A 15295-nucleotide genomic window follows, 5' to 3' on the forward strand; every position below is an offset into this window, starting at 1 on the left:
CATCGGTAGAGGAGCGTTCTCTGTGGGATGAAGCTCGACCGTAAGGACGGGTGGACTGCAGAGAAGTGAGTATGGCGGTATGAGTAACGATAAAACAGGTGAGAAACCTGTTCGCCGAAAATCCAAGGGTTCCTGAGGAAGGGTAATCCTCTCAGGGTAAGTCGGCCCCTAAGGCGAGGCCGAAAGGCGTAGCTGATGGGAAACGGGTTAATATTCCCGTACCACCTATAGCGTGTATCCTGCTAAGGGGTAACGTAGAAGGGTAGCTGATCCGGGTGATGGACGTCCCGGTACAAGCAAGTAGGAGGGAGATTTAGGCAAATCCGGATCTCCTTAACTCCGAGATGTGATGTGGAGCTCTACCGTCAGGTAAAGCGAACTCAGTGATCCCATGCTACCGAGAAAAACCTCGTAGTTGGCGTTATGGGTGACCGTACTCGAAACCAACGCAGGTGGATGAGGAGAGAATCCTAAGGCGCTTGAGAGAACTCTGGTTAAGGAACTTAGCAAATTAGCTCCGTAACTTCGGGATAAGGAGTGCCCTCATTAGGTGAAAGGACTTGCTCCTGGAGCTGAGGGGGGTTGCAGTGACCAGGCAGCTGTGACTGTTTACTAAAAACACAGGACTCTGCTAAGTCGTAAGACGATGTATAGGGTCTGACGCCTGCCCGGTGCCGGAAGGTTAAAAGGAGAGGTCAACTTCGGTGAAGCCTCGAATTGAAGCCCCGGTAAACGGCGGCCGTAACTATAACGGTCCTAAGGTAGCGAAATTCCTTGTCGGGTAAGTTCCGACCTGCACGAATGGCGTAACAATGGCTGCACTGTCTCAACCAGGGACTCAGTGAAATTGACATACCGGTGAAGATGCCGGTTTCCCGCAGAAGGACGGAAAGACCCCGTGCACCTTTACTACAGCCTGATATTGGTTATCGATCTAGTATGTGTAGGATAGGTGGGAGACTTTGAATCCAGGGCGCTAGCCTTGGTGGAGTCAACCTTGAAATACCACCCTTATTACATTGCTAACCTAACCTAGGCCCGTTATCCGGGTCAGGGACCATGTCAGGTGGGTAGTTTGACTGGGGCGGTCGCCTCCTAAAATGTAACGGAGGCGCGCGAAGGTTCTCTCAGGCTGATTGGAAACCAGCCAACGAGTGCAAAGGCATAAGAGAGCTTGACTGCGAGAGAGACATCTCGAGCAGGTACGAAAGTAGGTCTTAGTGATCCGGTGGTTCCATGTGGAAGGGCCATCGCTCAACGGATAAAAGGTACGCCGGGGATAACAGGCTGATCGCTTCCAAGAGTCCATATCGACGAAGCGGTTTGGCACCTCGATGTCGGCTCATCGCATCCTGGGGCTGAAGCAGGTCCCAAGGGTTGGTCTGTTCGCCCATTAAAGCGGTACGCGAGCTGGGTTTAGAACGTCGTGAGACAGTTCGGTCCCTATCCTCTGTGGGTGTTGGAATTCTGAAAGGATCTGTTCCTAGTACGAGAGGACCGGAATGGACGAACCTCTAGTGTTCTGGTTGTGACGCCAGTTGCATTGCCAGGTAGCTATGTTCGGACTAGATAACCGCTGAAAGCATCTAAGCGGGAAACTAACCTTAAAATAAGAATTCCCTTCTCCTTCGGGAGACTCAAGGCTCCTTGAAGACTACAAGGTCGATAGGCCGGGTGTGGAAGCGCAGTAATGTGTGCAGCTAACCGGTACTAATCAGCCGTGAGGCTTGGCCTTTTTTACATCTCGACTGCTTGCTACTACTTAATATTCAAATGTGACAATTTCCCCCAATCTGGGAAATCAAAAATAAAGACAGAGTCGGTTGAATGATCGCCCTCTCCTGTCATTGAACTCGATTTCCCGGCCTTGATTGCGGGAGGGCCACACCCGTTCCCATTCCGAACACGGAAGTTAAGCCTCCCAGCGCCGATGGTACTGCACGGGACACTGTGTGGGAGAGTAGGTCAACGCCGGGTTTAAAATTTGAAACGCCAGATCCTGATGGGTCTGGCGTTTTTTATTTTCCCTCCCCTTCCCTTTTCTTTGAATACCTCTCTCCACTACTTTTGAGTTCTAATTTAAAATTTTTTCTTATGTTATAAATATACGATTCAAGTTTATGAAGGGTTCCATATGTTTAGGCTTATTTACTTAATTATTTTTCTTTCTATTGTTTACACCTCTAACCTCTACGCCCAGGAACGCCTGAGTAATATTGAAATTGCGGTGGGAGAATTCAAACCTTATGTTTCAGAGTTTGTGGAGGGATACGGTGAAGTTACGGAAAAAGTGACGGCTATTTTAAAACGGATGGGTTACAGCCCCCGCTACCTGTTCATGCCCTGGGGCCAGGCTGAAAACAAAGTTAAATCGAACCAGAAGGTCAAGGGGATTCGAGGCACTTTCCCCTTCAGAAAATCCCAAAAGAGAGTAGGAGAATTCATTTATTCAAAAGACCCGGTTCTTGAAGGATGCATGTCCTTTTTTTACAATAAAAAAAAGGTTTCGCTTAATCACATAGAATTTTCTACTTCCACTTCAGTCCGCATCCAGATTGATGAGCTGAAGTCTTTCAGGCTGGGTTCAATAGCCATGGGTGAAGGCTTTGAGTATCCCGAAGAAATACTTGAATATTTGCCTCCTCAAATCCCGGATAAATCGGATTCCCCTATCCCACCAAAAAACAAAACCACATTCAACAATGCTTTTAATTTGTTCAAGGCGTTGATTGATCCCAACTATAAATCAGTTGAGGTTATCCCGTTTCAAAAAAGAGTCGGGAAGGAAATTCTATACGACCTTTTCCCCGAAGCCCGCGACCAGATCGGCATCATGGAAAATAAAGGTTCCTCAGACAACCGTTCCTGTTTTACCCGGGAAAACTTTTATTTCATCGTATCCAGAATAAATCCCGAAAATGTCGAGTTCATGAAAAATTTTGATCAGGCCCAGGAGGAATTGGGGGAAGAAGCCCTCGAGCGAATCAGAAGAAGGGTAGAAGAAAGATCGTCTGGCTACAAACCCAATATTGTATTAACAGTTCATGACATTTCATTGCCCATCATTGGTTATGAAGGAAAGAAAGCCTACATCCTCCCCAGAGGAACCAGGGGAGAACTGTTAAACTGGAACCCTGTATCAGAGAACAAAACCGATTCGAAAAATGGCCTTAAAGCGGAAGCAAGGATTTACATTCTCACAGGTCCCTACAGGGGAAAAACCCTTCTCCTTGATGGAAAGTTCATCGAACTCATTCGATAATATTTGAAAAGGAACACCTATGAATGACAGCCCGATTTCTAACCGGAAAAGTAACCAGGGTTCCCCGGATCTGCTTGAAAAAATAGTCATCACTTTTGTGATAGCGATGGAGTTGCTCATCCTGTTCCTTTTGGTTCAGGAACTTAGAGAATCTGGATTCAGGGCAACAGACAAGGTTCTGATTCTACTTGGCATCGCTTTCATTCCCGTGCTCTTTGAGATAATCAGAAGGTTTCTCCGGGTTTCCAAGTTTGTAAATTTTAAAGTCGGGGAACTTGAAGTTAATATCAACAGAGCCGTCGATGAAAAAGTCCAACTCAGAACAAAAACCCTTGAACGTGATCTGGAAGGAAAGTTATCCACCGCAGAGCAGGCCCTGTATCCCATCCTTGGTGGTCCCAACCATTTTGCAAAAGACCGACTTGATAAGGGAACCTTGATTATTTCCTCGAAAGATTTTCCGGCCAATATTGTGGCCGTCAAACTGCTGACCAGTTTTTTAAAGTATGAGAAACAGGAAGGCCGCTTGAAGATAAATGAAATAAACGAAATTATCCCGATAGGAGGCACCCTTACCAATTATGCCGCCATAAAAAATGGTTGGGTCGACTTGATCATTGACTACACGGGAACAGGTTGTCTGTTTTTTAATGTGAACTACCATACAGACAACGGTGAAATAAAAACTGAGGAGAGTATTTTAGACACTTTAAGGGAGGTTGGCCGCGAGCGGTTCCAAAGCCAATGGTTTAAACCAATTGGCACCATGACCAATTATTGCCTGGTTGTAAAAGAAGAAGCGGCAAAGGAAAGCAAACAAAAAATCACCAAAATTTCTGATCTGGAGTTTCTGGAAAAAGACAAACCCGTCCGACTGGCAACGGATTTTGAATTTTCTAAAAGACAGGATGGCTTCCTGGGCCTGAAAGAGCGCTACAACCATTTTGGATTTGAAACGGTCGTCTGCTCTTTCAAAGAACGTTATGAATACCTGGAATACGGCAAGGCTGAAGTAGGCCTGGGGCACACCACAGATTCTGAGATACAGGAAAATGGGTTACGAATCCTGGAAGACGACAAAGAGTTTTTTCCCAATTATTCAGAAGTTCCCATCGCCAGACTGGATGCTTTGAAATTTATTGAGGGCTTAGAGGATGCACTAAACAAATTTTCGACACTTGGGATAAAGAACAAACATCTGACCAGGTTGATAAAAAATTACAACCGAGACTCCTCATCAATCGACAAAAGAGCCAGCGACGTTATCAAAGAACTGACAGCGAACCAATAGTTCATTTCCATGTAAAATCACTCGGAAAGACTTTTGACCAGTTGTTCAATTTTGCCAAGGCAGGGTTTGACTTTGATAGAAACCAGAGAAACAATCCGCTCGCCCTTCATTATCCTCAAATGAGTTCGCCAGGACTTCTTCCCCAGAAACTTACCCCAGTTTTTAATTTGGAAGGTAATTTTGTCTCCCCGCTTTTTAAACTCCAGCCGCTCGGGTTCATCCACTTCAACATGATAACCCTGGGGAGCACCGCTTGCTTCCAGAACAGATTTTTCATACAGGCAAATATCAACAGTTGTGTAAGAATCAATCATGAAAGAACGCAAATATTGGGTGAGATCTATCAATTCCTTATCACTGAAATCTGGAAAGGCCGGCATGGCGGTTCCCTCCAAGCCTTCCCGAATAGCCTGTTCAATCCGGACATCTGGCATGCGGTGCATTTCATAATAATTTTGAAAATTTCGAGGATGGTTTTTTAGACTGCTCGCCATGGGACCATTTCCGGAACCATCTTCTCCATGACACATAGCACATCCATTTTTTTGAAATAGTTCCTTACCTCTTTTCACTTCAAATTTTTCCGCAAGTTTGTAAACCTTCTTCAGGAGTGGCTTATTGTGAGCATTTGCTGAAACAGGAAACAATAAAATTAACAACAATATCCAACAGGTTTTCATTAATTTCTCCTTAATAAAGTAAAAAAAGAGATACTTCACTCAGGCAACAACTCTTCAATTAAACCCAAAAAACAAAAATTACTTTTTAGACTCATGCAAATCTAAAAATACGCACAATTAAAGTATAACGACTAATTCTGTATTTTTTAAATCATTTCCAATCATAAATTCACAAAACAATTTACATATAAAAATAAAAAGCTCCGCCACCTGACCAGCAGGGAGCGGAGCCAATATTAACCCGTTTTTACTTTAGATCTTTATGGTTTTCGTCTGGAGGGGCGATTGCTGTTTCCAGGGTTTTTCTTCCCCTTGTAACGAGAGGGTTTCCAACCGTTACTTTTAGCGGATCTATTCCTTTTTGTTCGCTTAGGAGCCCCTTCTTTATTTTCAGGACCTCCATTCTTTCCTTTCCCAGAACGAACAGGGGAAATTCTTGATGGAAAAGGGTGACCGCCGATCACATCCAATTCTTTTTGAATTTCTTTCTGGATATTCCTTAGAAAAAACCGTTCTCCAGCATCACAAAATGAAATCGCGATTCCGGTAGCACCAGCACGGGCGGTTCTCCCAATTCGGTGAACATAGCTCGCTGGCTCATTGGGTAATTCATAATTAATGACATGTGTGATTCCATCCACATCAAGCCCTCGCGAAGCAACATCGGTGGCCACCAGCACTCTCGCCCTGCCTGAACGAAATTTTTCCAAAGCCTGAGTCCGGGCCGCTTGAGATTTATTTCCATGAAACGCTTCAGCACGGATCCGGTTTTTGCTCAAGCTTTTAGCAACCTTATTCGCACCGTGCTTTGTTCTCGTGAAGACCAGAGCCCGCTCAATAGTTTCATCCTGCAATACGGATTCCAGCAGCGCACTTTTATTTTCGCGATCAACATACAACAAACGCTGGTCGATTTTTTCAACCGTACTGGAAGGCGGGTCCACCACAATTTTGACAGGATCCTTGAGAAATTGCCGGGACAACTTTTCAATTTCATCTGGCAGGGTTGCCGAAAACATCATGGACTGTCGATCAGGATGTAGCTTGGATTCAATAGTCTTCACATCGGGTAGAAACCCCATATCCATCATACGATCCGCTTCATCCAGAACAAATAACTCAACATCATGCAACTTGAGATGGCCCTGTCGAATGAGATCAAGCAATCTTCCAGGAGTGGCAACCAGAATATCCACCCCTCTTTTGATACTGCGGATCTGGTTGTTGAGACTCACGCCTCCGTAAACAACCAGATGCCGAAAGTTCAGGTGGCGACCGTAAATTTCAAAGTTTTCACTGATCTGAACAGCCAGTTCCCGCGTTGGAGTCAGAACCAGGGCACGGATTCCTCTTTTATGCTGCGCGCGGGACGTTTTCTGGAGTCGCTGCAATATAGGAAGTGCAAATGCCGCTGTTTTTCCAGTCCCCGTCTGGGCGCATGCCATCATATCGCGTCCCCTCAACAAATAAGGGATCGCTTTTAACTGAATCGGGGTGGGTGTTAAATATTGTTCTTCCTGCACCGCCTTGCAAATAGGGGTGATCAGGTTCAAAGAAGCAAACCCCTTTTCGTCAGGGGCCGTCGCTAAATTTGTCATTTCTTTCCTTTTATTATTTTTTTTCAACTTATTGAAAAAATTTCATGATAGCCATGCAGGCATTTAACGCTGTCAATCAGCAAAATGCACCCTGGCATGACTCCCGGTTTCGGGCCTCTCGCACCTATGTTTAAATTCAAAGCAAACTGATCAGCGGTTTGGTTTTTCCACAACCCGCGAGATCTCGCTTCAAAATTAAACCAATTCCCACACCTGCTGGTCCGGCCACAAGTCTAAATAGACGAGGCTCAGCCATTGGATAAGCATGCAGGTCTGGAAGGATTAGAGGTTCGTCAAAAATATGTTTCCATCACAGGCCAATTAAAGCCCGGATTCGAAACCTCAAAACCAGATTAAGTTTTTATAAGCTTAATGAGTTTCTAAGCTACGGAATTGTCAGGCAACCAATAGGGAAACGCTTTGAGGTAATGCCTGTAAATACAACCCGTAATTTTTTCCGCGAAAATTAGAGGAGGGAACTGACGACTGTTCGAAGGGGTGTTGACCCGATTGAAATATCAAGCTGACACGTAACAGGACACCTCAATCCACAACAGGTGGTAATTCGGTGTCTTTAGGAGTGGCTTTAGTCGTCTTTCGATTTTTCCTGTACAACGATGGGTTTTCGATCTGCATTTTGGATCTTTTATTCAAGGCTTTGACCGAGATCACCTTCTTCAGATTTCCTGTTTTATCGTACACTCTTACTTCATGCATGATGCCTCTTCTAGATTAGATTCGGGAACCTTAAGGGGATCTCTAAAACATTCATTTTTTTCCTACAGCAACTTGCGAACCCTTAAGAGCGGTCTGGCCACTCAGAGCGAAAGGGTCGCTTGAAGCTGCAGATTTTTCTGGATGTGCCCTTAAAAAAAAGTAAGCCGGCAGAGCCGAGGCCCTGCCGGCGAAAGATCGATTTGATCGTTTAACGGGGTACCACTTTAGATGCTTGTGGTCCTTTCTGGCCCATTGATTTTTCGAATTCTACAGTCTGGCCTTCGCTCAGGGTCTTGAATCCGTCAACCTGAATTTCAGAGAAGTGAACAAACAGGTCTTCGCCTTCTTCAGACTCAATAAAACCGTACCCTTTGCTTTCGTTAAACCATTTAACTTTTCCTACTGGCATTTTGATATGCTCCATAAAAATTGTGGGACAACTTCTCAAGTTATTTTGAAGAAGTCTCCCAGTTTAGAAAAAAAGACCGGTTGTGCCACAAATTTCATGAAGGTGTTCAAGCCAAAAAAAAACCACCCGAAGGATGGCTTAAAACAAAGTTTTTTTGCTTTTTCATTCTTCTTACCAAATGCGCACATCCAGATGAAAAGCGCACTGACCTGTGCCAACCCATCTTATTTGATAAAAGAATACCATATTACATTTCTGAATAAAAGCTATTTTTCAATTCAGTGTAAATTTTATCCTGTGTTTTTGGCTATCATCCTTCAAATATCAAATTAAATGCTAAAAACAAGGCATTTTGCTGCTGTTTTCGCACACCGGCCTGGCTTGGGAGACCAATTCTGTAATGTTATAATGCTGGAAAAATATCGATCAAGCTAAAGACCATGTCCTTTATTTTCAATAAGAAACAAGGCTTAATCCCATAAAAACCCTTATGAGGTCATTCCAATGAAATACCTTTTTTCAATTTTAATATTGTTAGTTCTTTTGACCCCGGCCCAAGCCGATGTCAAAACTGAGGAGATCCAATACACGGTGGATGGAACCCAACTCACTGGTTTTCTGGCTTATGATGAAACAGGGGGAAAACGTCCAGGTGTGCTGGTGGTCCATGAGTGGTGGGGGCATAACCAGCATGCCCGAAACCGTGCCATAAAACTTGCCGAAGCGGGATACACAGCCCTGGCAGTCGACATGTATGGAGACGGCAAACTGGCCGACCATCCCAAAAAAGCGGGAGAGTTCATGACGGCTGCTTTCAAGGACTGGGCCGGATCACAGGCAAAGTTCAATGCTGCTAAAAAAATCCTTCAGAACCACAAAACCGTGGATTCAGAACATATAGCTTCAATCGGATTTTGTTTTGGTGGCGCGGTTTCATTGCGAATGGCCCGCGAAGGAGCGGACCTTGATGCCGTTGTCGGTTTTCACAGCGCTCTTCCTCTGGAGCCTGCTGTCCAAAAGGGAGCGATCAAGGCAGCCATCCTTGTTCTAAATGGCGCGGATGATGGATTCCTGAAACCGGAAACTTTCGGTACCTTCTCAAAAGACATGAAGACTACTGGAGCTGACTTCACCTATGTCAGCATGGCTGGTGTCAAGCACAGCTTCACCAACCCACAGGCAGATGAGTTTCGGAAAAAATTTGATATCGGTGCATTGGAATATAATAAACAGGCCGACGAACGTTCCTGGAAAACGATGCTCGATTTTTTCAAACGTGTTTTCGGGAAGTAAACTCTTTTTTCTGAACAGAAGTCTATAATAAAACCACAATCTCTCTACCAAGGCCTGGCTTGCTCCCTTCATTTTTGAAGGGAGCATTTCTTCCTGGCCTCAATTTCTTTTTTCATCGTCGAGCTTCCAACACCAGGTTGAACGGGGTTTCGGTTGCTCTGCGGAATTTTGTAAAACCACCCGACTCCACTACTTCCCGCAATCTTTTCTCACCGGCCTGTGCGCCCAACCCAAGCGCGACTTCCTGACTAAGCGACGACGGTGTACAAACCGTAGTGGAAAATGAATAGTAAACCCGTCCGATCGGGTTCAAGTTTTCTTCCAGGCTGTCATGGGCAAAGGGTTCCACAATCATCCAGGTTCCGTCTGGATCCAGCTTTTCGAAAACGTGCTTTGCGGCTCCGGCAGGATCCCCCATATCATGCAAGCAATCGAAGAAAGTAACCAGGCCGTAGGCTCCTCCACCAAAATCTTTGGCCTTCGCGGCTTCAAAAGAAACATTTTCGATTCCCTTTTCGGCTTTCAGCTTTTTCGCCTGGTCGATGGAAGGCTCGTGGAAATCGAAGCCAAAAAACCGGCTATTGGGGAAAGCCTCTGCCATCATGATCGTGGAAATTCCGTAACCACAGCCTACATCTGCAACCTGTATTCCCTGCTTTAACTTTTCTTCGACACCTTCCAGAGCAGGAATCCAGTCTTGAAGCAGGTGCCCCTTGTATGTAGGTTTAAAGAATTTGGCGACACCGCAGAATAGTTCGGAGTCATGGCTTCCCCAGGAAACCCCCTCCCCTGTTTTAAATGCTTCGGTCACCTTGGCCTCATCGTGGTAAAGCGAGGCAATTGAATGGAATCCACCTCCCATGAAAAAAGGACTTTCCTCATCAGCGAAAACCGTAGCTTGCTCCGGGTTTAAATTAAACGTTTTGTTTTCAGCGTTATAGTCCATATAACCCGAAGCCGCCTGAGCCGACGCCCATTCAAGAATATAACGGGATGCAGTTTTCGTATGTTGCGCAAGTTCTTCAGCCGTACAGGGACCATTGTTTGCAAGTGCCTGGTACAACCCAAGTTTCTGACCAATCACCACGAGTACCGCACTGGAAGCCGCTCCGAGATCCCCTACGATTCCAAACATTAAATCGTGTAGTTTTGCCTCGTCGACATTCAAATTTGAAGCAGACATGATTTCCTCCATCGTCTGGAAAATTTTTTTTACCAAACATACTATAGGGTTTAGTGACAGATATTTATACTGGAATTCCAGCAAAAATATATTCATGTTTTATTGGATAAAAACCAAAGATTTGACATTTCAACCCTTAAGACATAGGATTAATTTAAATTTTGTCGCTCCCTGTCTGGAAGTGAGGAAAGACGGTGCAAATCCGTCGCGGGTCCGCCGCTGTTACCGGGGACTGATTTCGCAAAAGCCACTGTTTTAAAGAGACCTCTGATTACTCCATATTGACTGTTTCTTTTACTCGCAGCTCTAAAATACTTGAGTTGCTCGCGGTCAATAATTAGTTTTCGCAGGTAAACTTTACGGGAAGGCGTGAAATTGGGATGAACCGGAAGCCAGAAAGCCTCGCCAGACTAAGCTTCACGATTCTCTTCGAACACAAGAGGTGAAGGGTTCACGCACCCACTCTCCTATATAGAGTGGTTTTTTTTGCCCTTCTTCTCACTGGAAAGGATATCCTCCGGTGGAAGAACAGTTGGAAACTATCCGCACAATAGACAATTCTTTCTCGTTTAATCTTGAGGGAAAGTCCAAAGCCTCTACATTTGAGTTTCCAGAACATGGTGGCGATCCTGCTGTCTTTAAGCCCTATAGCAATGGGAGTTTAGACAACTTGCTCGATTTCAGTGTCTGCCTCAATCCAATGGGCCCTCCTGAATCCCTGGCACATACTATTTTAGGTGCAATTCACAGAACAGGAGCCTACCCTGCCCCCTTTGCCAACTCCTTAAAATTACGACTTGGCGACTATTTCGGCCTCAAGCCCGAGAATTTTCTTGTTACTCACGGCTCCACGCAACTGATTTACACGTTGCCGGAATTGTGGAAACCTTCGCAATCCGTTTGTATCATCGCGCCCTGCTTCTCTGAATATGAAAAGTCTTTCGAGTTACGTGGAATCGAAACCCATTTCTTCCTGCTTGATCCAGAAAAAGATTTTGATCTGCGATGGGAAGTATTGGAACCCTATTTAAAATCAATAGAAAATCTTGGCGGAGTTATTCTGGGCCATCCTGCGTCCCCAAGCGGCACCCTATGCAACAAAGATCTAATTGAAAAGTTACTGAGATTCACAAACAAAAATCAGAATTTCCTCATCGTAGATGAAACGTTCATCGATTTCACCGAACAAGAAAATTTCCTTCCAGAAATAATACACGACAATCCCTATCTCATTCTGATCCGTACTTTCTCAAAATTTTTCAGCATCCCCGGAATACGTCTTGGATACGGAATAATGAACCCTTCCATCCAGAAACAACTGGAAAATTTCATACCGCCCTGGTCTGCAGGGTCTATAGAACTCGAGGTGGGATTGATGTGCCTGGACGAAACCGAGTACATGAAAGAGACGAGAAAGTTTCTTGCAAAAGAAAGAGCGCGCATTGGTGACCTTTTAAATTCGTTCTCAACTGTACAACTATTCCCTTCTGATTCGTGTTCGTTATTGTTCAAGTTAACCGACAACTCCATTTACCCAGAAACCTTATATAAAAACCTCTTCAAAGAAAATATCCTGATTCGAAATTGTGGCAATTTCAGGGGACTCAACCACAGGTTCTTCCGGGTAGGCATTCGCACAAAGGATGAAAATACTTCGTTGATCAACGCTTTAAAATCATGCCTGGGATGATGACGATATGACCTCTGAAACGTTCGCCCTCATTTCAATAGCGTTCCTGCTTGACCTGGTTTTGGGAGACCCCAGAAAGTTTCCCCATCCGGTAAAGGGAATCGGATGGCTCGCGGCTCGAATGGAAAATCTTACCCGTAAGTTTTTCTCTGCTTTCACTGCAGGCACCATCAGCACTTTGACTGTGGTTGGTGTCGCATATGGGATAATCTGGTTTTTGCTTGAAGGCGCGACGCTAATTCATCCTACGGTAAATTTCGTAGTCGAAGCTTTTTTGATATACACCACCTTGTCCGTAAGAAGTCTTTTTGACGAAAGTCGTCCGGTCTTCCAATCATTAAAGTCCGGAGACCTGCCTGCTGCGAGGAACTGGTTATCCCGAATTGTGGGTCGCGATACTGCTAACTTAAACCAGAATGAAATCTCGCGCGCCACGGTTGAAACCATTTCAGAAAGTTATGTTGATGGCGTGCTCGCCCCGTTGCTATTTGCCTTTATCGGAGGCGCTCCTCTGGCAATGGGCTATAAGGCGGTCAACACCCTCGACTCGATGTTTGGCTATCGAAACCAACGTTATCGCGAATTCGGAACCTTTCCGGCTCGTCTGGATGATGTCGCCAACTGGGTACCGGCCAGGCTCTCTGCCGTATTACTCCCTGTTGCCACCTTCATTACAGGTCATAACGGATGGAGGGCATTAACCACCGCCCTTCGCGATGGACGCAAACACCTGAGCCCAAATTCAGGGTTCCCCGAAGCTGCCATGGCAGGGGCTTTAGGTGTTCAACTGGGCGGCACATCCAGCTATCAAGGTACTCGGGTATCAAAACCCACGCTGGGTGAATCAACTCGTGACATTGAACAAGATGACATCAAGCAGAGCCAAATCATAATGCTCACGGCATCTGTTCTTGCTGTTTTTTTGTTTTGCATTGTTTCACTTTTAATCCATTAATTTTTTCAAAGAGGTCTGCTTAGTAGTACATTTTTTTAAACCATTCCGGTCAAGCGAAGTCCGGTGAAAATCCGACACTGTCCCGCAACTGTAAGGGGAACGAAAGCCTGTTACGCCACTGTTTCGAATTGTGAAATGGGAAGGCATGGTCAGTAGGTCGCCCCAAGTCAGGAAACCTGCCCGGAATCTTCTCCTTCGAGGAAAGGATTCACTATGACCAGATTCAAATGTTTCATCCTGATACTTGCATTAATCAGCACCGACTGTATTACAGCCACACCTGTTCCCGCAGCTGACAATCAAAGCACCCTGCCTGAAATCAAAGTACTGGCTACGCGAACCAACGCCAAAAACACAGAAGCCTCAGCCATCACCGTAATCACACAGGAGGAAATCCGCGAGAAAAATCACTTTCAAGTATTGGAAATTTTGAGAGAACAAGTGGGGGTTTCAGCAGTCCAAACCGGAGCTTTCGGTGCACCCTCCAGCATATTTATGCGCGGCGCAAACTCCGATGCAACCCTGGTGATGATCGACGGGGTCCAGGCAAACTCCAATACCTTGGGGGCTTTCGATTTCTCCAACCTGAACCTGGACAATGTCGAGCGGATTGAAATTCTGCGAGGAGCACAAAGTACGCTTTGGGGATCAGATGCGGTCGGCGGTGTTATAAATATTGTCACCAAAAAAGGCACTGGACAAGAACCTGAACATTTTTTCGGAGTAGAAGGAGGCACCTTCGGAACAACCAAAGTCAAGGCAGGCAGCGGAGGCGACCTCGATTTTCTGGATTATTCCGTCACAGCTTCGCGAACCGACACCGAGGGTTTCTCTACGGTCAATAAACGGCGTGGTGCCTTGGAAAATGACGACTATGAAAACACCACCGTGTCCACCCGCATCGGAAAAAACTTTCTGGGTGATGGACGCATAGATTTCATCGGCAGATACACGCAGTCTGCCAATGACTTTGACAATTCCTTTCAAATTGCAGACAACAACTCCAGCAGTCAGACAGATCAATGGTATCTCGCCGTTCCGGTAGAGAAACAACTCACCGACTGGTGGCATGCCCGTCTCAACATGAACTACGGACAAAATGAAGTGAATACAAGAAGTGCCTTCCCTTCATTAATCCTCAGCCGATCCTACACCGCAGACCTTCAGAATAATTTTCGCATAAACGACAACTTTTCAGTCGTCGCCGGATTTGAGCACCAGACTACCAATGCTCAAAATTTTTCCAATGGCCTCAAAGGTGAAAACCATGCACAAGGGTATTACACTCAGTTAAATTTTAACTATGATGATCGATTGTTCCTTTCCGCAGGCTTCAGGCAAACTATCAATTCAATTTACGACGATGCCCTGACATATAAATTTGAGGGAGCTTACAAGCTCAACAGGTACGGAACCAAAATTCGCGGGGCCTACGCTACCGCATTCAGGGTTCCGACATTCAATCAGCTTTTCTTCCCAGGATTTGGCAACCCCAATCTGGTTCCGGAAGATACCGACAGCTGGGAAGTCGGTTTACGGCAGGAATTTTTTGACGGACGTATCGTGATCGACACCACCTACTTTGATGCTGATTACAATAATCTGATCATTGCTCAATTTCTAAATGGAATGTTCGGAGCGTTTCAGGTAGACAATGCCACCGCCAATGGATTTGAAACCACTGGTAGTTTTCAAATCCATCAGACATTCCGAGTGAGCGCTACCCACACTTACGTGGACACACAAGACATCAACACACGCAGTCAGCTTCCTCGTCGACCGGAAAATATTTACACATTCAATCTTCACTGGACACCCTGGGATTGTTTTGACGCTTTGTTTGGTGTACACACCCGAGGCTCAGCCTTCAGTTCCTTCCCCGCTAGAAGTCGGGTAAATGGGAATACCGTTGGCAGGATTGCACTTGCGTTACGTCCCATGAAAAACCTGGAATTTACCGCACGTATTGAGAACATCTGGGACGAAGATTATGAAGTCGCTATTCCATTTGGTACACAAGGGAGATCCGGTTTTGTTGGAATGAATTTCCGATTTAACTAAGAACCTCTTTTGTAAAGCCGGGCATCCTGACCTCCACAGGGTGCCCGGCTTTTTTATTCTCAAATATTTATTCCCCGAGCATCCCTGCGCTATTTTCCTGACTTGCCTCAAAATTATCCACTTGAGAAAAAATTTTCTTTTTTTTCGGAAATACAT

At 45.4% G+C, this 15295-nt stretch carries 11 protein-coding genes, 2 rRNA genes and 2 riboswitches (1 of these 15 cut by a window edge); of the genes, 8 read left to right on the forward strand and 5 right to left on the reverse strand.

The features are described 5' to 3' along the window. The 4 genes from G3M70_17705 to G3M70_17720 all read left to right on the forward strand — a co-directional run. A 23S ribosomal RNA gene (locus G3M70_17705) occupies positions 1-1735 on the forward strand; it begins 1291 nt to the left of the window's first position. A gap of 125 nt (positions 1736-1860) precedes the next feature. Then, positions 1861-1977: ribosomal RNA gene (gene rrf / locus G3M70_17710) — 5S ribosomal RNA — on the forward strand. Between the two features lie 157 nt (positions 1978-2134). Then, entirely contained in the window at positions 2135-3262 is a 1128-nt protein-coding gene (locus tag G3M70_17715; protein ID QPJ63608.1) for a hypothetical protein, read from the forward strand. A 19-nt stretch (positions 3263-3281) separates the two neighbouring features. Further along, positions 3282-4553, forward strand: coding sequence for a hypothetical protein (locus G3M70_17720; protein ID QPJ63609.1), 1272 nt, complete (start codon positions 3282-3284; stop codon positions 4551-4553). 17 nt (positions 4554-4570) lie between these two features. On the opposite strand, the gene G3M70_17725 is transcribed toward G3M70_17720, so the two are convergent. From G3M70_17725 to G3M70_17740, 4 genes are all read right to left on the reverse strand, one after another. Further along, entirely contained in the window at positions 4571-5233 is a 663-nt protein-coding gene (locus G3M70_17725; GenBank protein QPJ63610.1) for a cytochrome c, read from the reverse strand. Positions 5234-5493: 260 nt separating this feature from the next. Then, complete coding sequence (locus G3M70_17730) at positions 5494-6831, reverse strand: DEAD/DEAH box helicase (GenBank protein ID QPJ63611.1); 1338 nt, start codon at positions 6829-6831, stop codon at positions 5494-5496. 543 nt (positions 6832-7374) lie between these two features. Then, positions 7375-7548: a hypothetical protein gene (locus G3M70_17735; GenBank protein ID QPJ63612.1), complete on the reverse strand. Its 174-nt coding sequence runs from the start codon at positions 7546-7548 to the stop codon at positions 7375-7377. Between the two features lie 208 nt (positions 7549-7756). Then, positions 7757-7957 carry a cold-shock protein gene (locus G3M70_17740; protein QPJ63613.1) on the reverse strand — a complete coding sequence of 67 codons (201 nt, stop codon included), beginning with the start codon at positions 7955-7957 and terminating at the stop codon, positions 7757-7759. Between the two features lie 504 nt (positions 7958-8461). On the opposite strand from G3M70_17740, the gene G3M70_17745 reads away from it, so the two are divergent. Beyond that, the gene (locus tag G3M70_17745) at positions 8462-9250 is read left to right on the forward strand and encodes a dienelactone hydrolase family protein (GenBank protein QPJ63614.1); all 789 of its coding nucleotides are present in this window, start codon (positions 8462-8464) and stop codon (positions 9248-9250) included. Positions 9251-9362: 112 nt separating this feature from the next. On the opposite strand, the gene G3M70_17750 is transcribed toward G3M70_17745, so the two are convergent. Next, the gene (locus G3M70_17750; protein ID QPJ63866.1) at positions 9363-10418 is read right to left on the reverse strand and encodes a methyltransferase domain-containing protein; all 1056 of its coding nucleotides are present in this window, start codon (positions 10416-10418) and stop codon (positions 9363-9365) included. 163 nt (positions 10419-10581) lie between these two features. Continuing rightward, positions 10582-10855, forward strand: a riboswitch (cobalamin riboswitch). Positions 10856-10953: 98 nt separating this feature from the next. Between G3M70_17750 and G3M70_17755 the strand changes: the two genes are divergently transcribed. The 3 genes from G3M70_17755 to G3M70_17765 all read left to right on the forward strand — a co-directional run bounded on the left by G3M70_17755 (position 10954) and on the right by G3M70_17765 (position 15139). Then, a complete protein-coding gene (locus G3M70_17755; GenBank protein ID QPJ63615.1) occupies positions 10954-12123 on the forward strand; it encodes an aminotransferase class I/II-fold pyridoxal phosphate-dependent enzyme in 1170 nt (389 codons plus the stop codon). Between the two features lie 7 nt (positions 12124-12130). Then, complete coding sequence (gene cobD / locus G3M70_17760; protein QPJ63616.1) at positions 12131-13078, forward strand: cobalamin biosynthesis protein CobD; 948 nt, start codon at positions 12131-12133, stop codon at positions 13076-13078. A gap of 29 nt (positions 13079-13107) precedes the next feature. Beyond that, positions 13108-13277, forward strand: a riboswitch (cobalamin riboswitch). A gap of 14 nt (positions 13278-13291) precedes the next feature. Beyond that, positions 13292-15139 (forward strand): TonB-dependent receptor, encoded by a 1848-nt coding sequence (locus G3M70_17765; protein ID QPJ63617.1) that lies wholly within the window; start codon positions 13292-13294, stop codon positions 15137-15139. Positions 15140-15295 lie beyond the last annotated feature (156 nt).

Origin of the sequence: Candidatus Nitronauta litoralis (assembly GCA_015698285.1) — a bacterium.
GTDB lineage: Bacteria > Nitrospinota > Nitrospinia > Nitrospinales > Nitrospinaceae > Nitronauta > Nitronauta litoralis.

Coding starts and splice junctions, on each gene's coding strand:
- G3M70_17730 (QPJ63611.1), bottom strand. CDS start 6,831: ATGACAAATTTAGCGACGGCCCCTGACGAAAAGGGGTTTGCTTCTTTG.
- G3M70_17740 (QPJ63613.1), bottom strand. CDS start 7,957: ATGCCAGTAGGAAAAGTTAAATGGTTTAACGAAAGCAAAGGGTACGGT.
- G3M70_17765 (QPJ63617.1), top strand. CDS start 13,292: ATGACCAGATTCAAATGTTTCATCCTGATACTTGCATTAATCAGCACC.
- G3M70_17715 (QPJ63608.1), top strand. CDS start 2,135: ATGTTTAGGCTTATTTACTTAATTATTTTTCTTTCTATTGTTTACACC.
- G3M70_17735 (QPJ63612.1), bottom strand. CDS start 7,548: ATGCATGAAGTAAGAGTGTACGATAAAACAGGAAATCTGAAGAAGGTG.
- cobD (QPJ63616.1), top strand. CDS start 12,131: ATGACCTCTGAAACGTTCGCCCTCATTTCAATAGCGTTCCTGCTTGAC.
- G3M70_17720 (QPJ63609.1), top strand. CDS start 3,282: ATGAATGACAGCCCGATTTCTAACCGGAAAAGTAACCAGGGTTCCCCG.
- G3M70_17725 (QPJ63610.1), bottom strand. CDS start 5,233: ATGAAAACCTGTTGGATATTGTTGTTAATTTTATTGTTTCCTGTTTCA.
- G3M70_17745 (QPJ63614.1), top strand. CDS start 8,462: ATGAAATACCTTTTTTCAATTTTAATATTGTTAGTTCTTTTGACCCCG.